This window comes from Mycobacterium sp. NGS64 (assembly GCF_059812245.1).
On the sequence record NZ_JCALCI010000003.1, the window covers coordinates 863,297 to 869,738 of the forward strand.

General features: G+C 66.8%; 8 protein-coding genes. 5 read left to right on the forward strand and 3 right to left on the reverse strand.

The annotated features are described in order from the left end of the window. Nucleotide 1: 1 nt before the first annotated feature. Complete coding sequence (locus AC5Y4S_RS18005; RefSeq protein WP_500034001.1) at nt 2–1,216, reverse strand: cytochrome P450; 1,215 nt, start codon at nt 1,214–1,216, stop codon at nt 2–4. 195 nt (nt 1,217–1,411) lie between these two features. On the opposite strand from AC5Y4S_RS18005, the gene AC5Y4S_RS18010 reads away from it, so the two are divergent. After that, nucleotides 1,412–1,978 carry a TetR/AcrR family transcriptional regulator gene (locus tag AC5Y4S_RS18010; RefSeq protein WP_500034002.1) on the forward strand — a complete coding sequence of 189 codons (567 nt, stop codon included), beginning with the start codon at nt 1,412–1,414 and terminating at the stop codon, nt 1,976–1,978. Then, on the forward strand, nt 1,975–2,193 hold the full coding sequence (locus AC5Y4S_RS18015; protein ID WP_500034003.1) for a hypothetical protein: 219 nt from the start codon (nt 1,975–1,977) through the stop codon (nt 2,191–2,193). Before AC5Y4S_RS18010 ends, AC5Y4S_RS18015 begins: the two co-directional genes overlap by 4 nt. A 10-nt stretch (nt 2,194–2,203) precedes the next feature. Here the strand turns inward: AC5Y4S_RS18015 and AC5Y4S_RS18020 are convergent, their stop codons facing one another. Continuing rightward, complete coding sequence (locus tag AC5Y4S_RS18020) at nt 2,204–3,469, reverse strand: PE family protein (protein WP_500034004.1); 1,266 nt, start codon at nt 3,467–3,469, stop codon at nt 2,204–2,206. A 611-nt stretch (nt 3,470–4,080) separates the two neighbouring features. Between AC5Y4S_RS18020 and AC5Y4S_RS18025 the strand changes: the two genes are divergently transcribed. Both AC5Y4S_RS18025 and AC5Y4S_RS18030 read left to right on the forward strand, forming a co-directional pair. Next, the gene (locus AC5Y4S_RS18025; protein ID WP_500034005.1) at nt 4,081–4,380 is read left to right on the forward strand and encodes a PE family protein; all 300 of its coding nucleotides are present in this window, start codon (nt 4,081–4,083) and stop codon (nt 4,378–4,380) included. Nucleotides 4,381–4,386: 6 nt separating this feature from the next. Next, on the forward strand, nt 4,387–5,547 hold the full coding sequence (locus AC5Y4S_RS18030) for a PPE family protein (protein WP_500034006.1): 1,161 nt from the start codon (nt 4,387–4,389) through the stop codon (nt 5,545–5,547). Nucleotides 5,548–5,580: 33 nt separating this feature from the next. Here the strand turns inward: AC5Y4S_RS18030 and AC5Y4S_RS18035 are convergent, their stop codons facing one another. Further along, the gene (locus tag AC5Y4S_RS18035; RefSeq protein WP_500034059.1) at nt 5,581–5,823 is read right to left on the reverse strand and encodes a long chain fatty acid-CoA synthetase Faa4p; all 243 of its coding nucleotides are present in this window, start codon (nt 5,821–5,823) and stop codon (nt 5,581–5,583) included. A gap of 246 nt (nt 5,824–6,069) precedes the next feature. Here AC5Y4S_RS18035 and AC5Y4S_RS18040 point away from each other — a divergent pair, with 246 nt between their 5' ends. Continuing rightward, on the forward strand, nt 6,070–6,393 hold the full coding sequence (locus AC5Y4S_RS18040; RefSeq protein ID WP_500034007.1) for a hypothetical protein: 324 nt from the start codon (nt 6,070–6,072) through the stop codon (nt 6,391–6,393). Nucleotides 6,394–6,442: the final 49 nt, after the last annotated feature.

A 6,442-nucleotide genomic window follows, 5' to 3' on the forward strand; every position in this document is an offset into this window, starting at 1 on the left:
GTCAGCTGACGGCCAATTGCAGACTTTTGCGGCGCCGGACCAGGATGCTGGGCAGCCAGTCGCCGACGTCAACCGCGTCGATCCAGGCGGTGCGCTCCAGTAATTTGCGCAATACGATTTGGGCCTCGAGGCGGGCCAGCGCGGCGCCCACGCAAAAGTGCACGCCCTTGCCGAACGCCAGGTGGCCCTTGGCGGCAGTGCGATCGAGGCGGAATTCGTTCGGAGCGTCGAAGTGCGCCGGGTCGCGGTTGGCCGCTCCCCACATCAGCAGCAGATGGGAATCGGCCGGCACCTCGACACCGGCCAGCGTGGTGTCGCGCCACACGTGTCGGTAATGGCCACGGAACGGAGATTCGAGGCGCAGCGTCTCCTCGATGAAAGCGGTTAGTAATTCGGGGTTTTCACGGAGCTGCCGTTGGATCGCGGGGCGATCGGCGAGAATCCACGCCGCGCTGCCCAGGAGCGACGCCGTCGATTCTCCGGCGGCGCTGAACAGCGTCATCATGATGCCCATTGCGGGGAGTTGGTCCAGTTCACCCGAAGCGCAGCGCGCCGCCAGGTCGGCGATCAGGCCGAATTCGGCATTCTCGCTTGCCTTTTCGAAATGCTCTGTGACATACCCCGATAGCTCCAGGGCCGCCGCGAACGCCTGTTGAAGTTGGTCGGGGGTGACGATCCCGTCGAGCAGCGTGGTGGTGGCGTACCCGAGCCGGATGAGTTTGTCGACGTCGTCGTCGGGCAGGCCGAGAAGCTGTGCGACCACCATCATCGGCAAGCGGTTGGCGATGGCGCTCATCCATTCGATCTGACCGTTGTCCAGATTCTGCTCCCACAACCGGTCGGCGGTGGCGGCGGCGAACTCCTCGATGATCCGCACCCGCTTGGCCGACAGGTGCGGCAGCAAAATTTTGCGGTGCACCGCGTGCACTGGATCGTCGGCGGTGGCCAGCGCGTGGGCGGCGCCTCCCGCCGGCCCCATGTCGAACGGGGTGACGGTGCCGTCCTCATGAAAAACCATGGTGGCGGTCAGGTTTGACGAAAAGTCGTCGACGCGCTCGACGGCCTCGTGGACCGCGTCCCAACCGCACACGGCGTAGAAGACGGACTCGCCGATGCGCTGCACCGGCGCTTCGGAGCGCATCCGGTCATACAGCGAGTACGGATCTTGCAGCGCCTCTGGGCCCAAGAGCTCACTCGGTCTGTCCAGGACGGGCATACGTTCAGCCTCGGTGCGCCCACCTGCCACGTCAACGGGACCAGACGATGTTGAGGAGCGATCGCGCCGGGCGCCGGTCAAGGCCGCCGGCGGTCAGCTACCGCCAGCAGCGCATTCGCCTGAGAAATACTGCTGGGGAATTCTCATCGTGAGAGAAGTATTTCTGCTAGCCGCGATCTGTTAGAGCATGGGTGGATGGCGCGCGACGACTGGCTGGTGGGGCGCGATCGCCGCAGCGAAGCCACCGAACGGATTTTCACCGCGGCCGCCGATCTCATCTCTCGCGAAGGATACGAGGGTTTCACGATCGAAGCCTTAGCGGCCCGCGTGCACTGCTCGCCCGCGACGATCTACCGCCATGCCGGCGGCAAGGCGGCCATCCGCGACGCCGTCGTCGCCATCCAAGCGGCTCGCATCGTCGACACCACACGCGAAGCCATCAAGGACCTCAGGGGGCCCGACCGTGTTGCGACCGCCACGATTATCGCGCTACAACGACTGCGGGCCGATCCGCTGGCCCAGCTCATGCAGTCCATGCATGCGAATCCTGTCAGTGAGTGGGTCATCAGCTCACCCATCGTCACGGGGCTGGCCGCCGAAATGGTCGGCCCCGACAACGACGACCCACTGGCCGCGCAGTGGCTGATCCGCGTTTTCCTGGCGCTGTGGTGCTGGCCCGTCAAAGACCCGGATGCCGAACGCGCCCTGATTCAACGCTTCCTGGGTTCGCCCCGGGCGCCGCAGCAAGGATGTAAGCCGTGACTTGGACGAGATATGAGGGCAGGGCGCTCGCGGACACCGCTCTCACCGGCGACGCGCTCGAGGCGGCGCTCGAAGACCATGTGCGCGTACAGAATCCGCATCTGACCGACGTCCGCTTGGAGTCGGTGGTTGCCACCGAGGACTACGACACGCAGGCAACGGGGCCGGGGCGTTGGTACCGCGTCACCTACTTGGCCGAAGGTGCGGACCTCTAGGCGAACCGCCCTATAGGTGCGCCCCGGTCGATCCGTTGGTCCCCGCCGCTCCCAACAGAATTCCGCCGTTTCCGCCGGCACCACCGGTCCCGCCCGAGCCCGTGCCGGCTGCGCCGCCTTCGCCGCCGTCGCCGCCGTTGCCGAACAGCCCCACCGCGTTGCCCCCCGCGCCCCCTGTCCCCGGGGTACCGAACACCGCCTGCCCGCCGGTGCCGCCGTGACCGCCGTTGCCCGCCAGGAGCCCACCGCTGCCCCCCGCGCCGCCGGGACCTCCAGGGTTCACGGTGCTGAAAATGCCGCCGCCGGTCCCTCCGGCGCCGCCGTTTCCAATCAGCCCTGCGCTTCCGCCGGTGCCGCCGCCCTGTCCCAGTGAGCCGGCGCCGCCATCGCCGCCATCGCCGAACAGCAATCCGCCTTTGCCGCCGGCACCGCCCACGTTGCCGCCGTTGCCGAATCCGGCGTCGCCGCCGGCACCCCCTGTCCCGAAGAGGAGGCCACCGCTGCCGCCACTGCCGCCGGCCCCTCCAGGACCCGTCCCGTCGTTTGCAAAGCCGCCGGCCCCGCCGGCGCCACCTGCTCCGCCGAACAACCCGATGGCGTTACCGCCAGCCCCGCCATCGCCGGCCCGGCCAGCCACGAAATTGTTTGCGCCGCCGGTCCCGCCCGCGCCGCCATTGCCGTAGAGCAGGCCACCGGTGCCGCCCGTGCCGCCGGTGCCGCCGGTGCCGCTCGCGACGTTGACGCTCCCGCCGGTACCACCGGCGCCGCCGTGACCGAAGAGGCCCGCGGCGCCACCGTTGCCACCGTTGCTGCCCCCCGCGCCCGACCCGCCGTCGCCGCCATTGCCCCACAGGATGCCGCCCGCCCCGCCGTTTTGCCCTGTGCCGGGTGCTCCGTTGGTGCCGTCGCCGATCAGCGGGCGTTGCAACAGCAGTTCGGTGGGCGTGTTGATGACGCCCAGCAGGTCCTGCACGGCGGTCTGCAGGGGCGACACATTGGCCGCCTCGGTGCCCGCATAGGCAGCCGCGCCCCCGCTCAAGGCCCGCACAAACTGCTCGTGAAGCGCCGCCGCTCTGGCCCCGGCGGCCTGATAGGCCTGTCCATACTCGCCGAACACCGACGCGATCGCCGCCGACACCTCGTCGGCACCGGCCGAGAGCACGTTCGCGGTTGGGGCCAACGCGGCCGCATTGGCCTCGCTGATCTTCGAGCCGATACTCGCCACGTCGGTCGCGGCCGCGGCGATCAGGTCTGGAATTGCGACAGCAAACGACATTCCGCACCTCCGATCGACGCTACGACCCGGCGGTCGGCCACTCAGCTAGATCGTCGAGCCTCGCGGAATACCCGAAAGCGTATACATGCGCCGCGCGCTTTATAGACGATTCCGAACAAAAAATAGCGGCCGGGCGGGGCACCCGCCGGTTGTGGTCGCCCGGCGGAAGGCCGCCGGAGAAAGCCCGCGGCTGCGTCAATTGAAACTCACACGCAATACACACGCGCCCACGAAATGTAGTTCCCGGCGGCGCAGCGTGCCCAATTTAGGGCGGTTGACACCGCGCATTGCCCCAATGCTGCCGCCCAATCCCGTTGTCAGGCCGACTAGCCGCGGAGCCGAACGAATTCATATATTCATGACGATGCGAAGGCTTTTTTGGCCGGCAGCTCACGTCGGATTCATATGCTGCGGTCCAATACGCTCCGATTCAATGCTAATTCAGAGAAATCGCGCCGGAATCCATATTTTTCGAGTACCGGAATTTGAATCAGCGTGAGCTTTGCCAGAATTCCGAGGTCAGGAGCGATTGGTTGTCATTCGGGTGGGATCGATACACGGCCGGCTTTGAATAGCGTCCCGTAGCAACGACAAACACGGGAGGAAACCGCATGTCCTTCGTAACTGCTTATCCGGAGAAGCTGGCGTCGGCCGCCGCCAATCTTCAGTCGATCGGCGCCGCACTGAACGCCGGCAATGCGGCCGCGGCCGCTCAGACCGTCGGTGTCGTTCCCGCGGCCGCCGACGAGGTATCCGCGCTGACCGCGGCCTACTTCGCCTCGCACGCCCAGCGTTTTCAAGCGTTGAGTGCTCAGGCGGCGGCGATTCAGCAGATGCTGGTCGCGACGCTGGCCGCAGGCGCGGCTTCCTATGCGACAACGGAAGCCGCGAACGCGGCGTCTGCGGGCTGAGCGGCCATGGACTATGGGTTGTTGCCGCCCGAGGTCAACTCCGCACGCATGTACACCGGTCCGGGGGCGGGTTCGTTGGTCGCCGCCTCGGCCGGCTGGGGTGATCTCGCCATCGAATTGCATTCGGCCGCAGCCGGATTCCAATCGGTGATTTCCACGCTGACCAGCGGTCCGTGGCTGGGTCCGGCGTCGGCGTCGTTGGTTGCGGCCGCGACGCCGTTCGTGGCGTGGTTACAAAGCAGCGCCATGAGTTCGGAACAGGCGTCCAGCCAGGCGGCGGCCGCCGCCTCCGCCCACGAGACCGCGTTCGCCCTGACGGTGCCGCCCCCGGTGATCGCGGCCAACCGTGCCGAGTTGGCGGCCTTGCTCGCGACGAATTTCTTAGGGCAAAACGCCCCGGCGATCGCTGCTAACGAGGCCGAGTATTTCGAAATGTGGGCTCAGGACGCGACGGCAATGTATGCCTATGCGAGCTCGTCGGCGGCGGCGGCACAGTTGACCGATTTTGCGGAGCCACCGGAGGTGGCCGATTCCTCCGGCCTGGCACGCCAATCTGCCGCGGTGTCCGCGGCCGCCGCCGACAATCCCGTCCAGACCGTCGTGCAGGATGTGCTGACGCGTTTGGAATCCATTCCGAACCCGTGGGCCGAACTGGTTTCGTCGTTCAACGGCACGCAGCTCGACAAATACATTTCGACTAACACCATCTTGGACGACGTCGTCATGCTGTACGGCAAGTACTTGGTGCCTTACGTGTCAACCGCGCAGTCGATGATTCAGTCGACGCAGTCCTTCGGGCAGGTGAGCAATGGGATTACGGCCATGACCACCTTCGCCAAGGGCCTCGGCCCCGCGGTCAAGGCGGCCGAAGGCGCGGCGCAGTCGGCGGCCAATGCCGGCACGAACGCCGGGGGCGTCGCGGCGGGTCTGGGCAGGGCGCTCCCGATGGGCGCCTTGTCGGTACCGCCGAGCTGGGCCCCGGTAAGCGCGGTCACCAATCCGGGGGTGGCCGCCCTCAATTCCGCGGTCGTCCCGGTCGGGTCCGACGGAATGAATGCCCTGCCCATGGCCCCGTTGGGGCAACTCGGCGGAAACCGTTACGGGAGAATGCTTCCGACCTACGGTTTCAAGCCGTCGGTGATGGCAAAGCCGCCGGCGGCCGGGTGACCGACGCGCCTCGTTCGAAAAAAGTGTTCGGCTCTAACCGATCTCGCGTGCAACGTAGATTGCGACATATCCGAGCGGGATGCCGGTGCGGTTCGCGATCGATTGCCGCGCCGCCAGCTCCACGGCGGCCCGGCTGCTGGCTCGAGTGGCCCCGCCGATCTCGGGAATTCGAATCAGCCATCCGTCGGCGTCGCGAGTGATCTCGATGTCGAAGCACTGGCCAACGGTGGGGCGCGTTACGCGGGGAGCGACGCGTTGCGTGCGGCTCCTGCGCAGCGTGCTGGGACGGTGCAGAGTCTGACCGGGCATGGCTACTTTCCTGAGTTGAAAACGGACCGCGGGCAAGAGTAAATCCGGCCGAAGCAAAACACCTAATCCGCCGATCCCCGGCCGCCCAGGTCGGGCGTTCGACCGAGATTCGATCGCGGCGGCTTTATACCGGGAGTGGAGCGAGCCGATGCCCTAAAGTCGTCTCCCGGGTCTACCAAGGGGTGACCGGACCAGGCGCAGGCCGGAGGCGTCGTGACCAAGATGCGGTACGCAACGCCCGTCCGAGTGGGTGTGGCATCGGCGTTGATCGTCGCCTGTGTCGCCTACCCGCCGGCGCGCGCGAACGCGACTTACGGACCGGGCTCTTACGCAGTGCCGGGCCAACTTCCCTACGGCGTATATGTCGCCCGCGCCGAACCCGGCGGCTACTCAGCAGCCTGCTCGTTCAGTACCTGGACCAGCGCCGGAAAATTCATCAGCTCCGACGACGGGACTTCGCTTACCGCGCAGATCGTGGCACCCGCGATCGGAAGATTCATTACCCACGGCTGCACGCCGTGGATCAAGGTGGGATAAGGCCGTCGCACTGGGTTTCGGGAAGCGCTGACGCATCACCGCGGTGGAG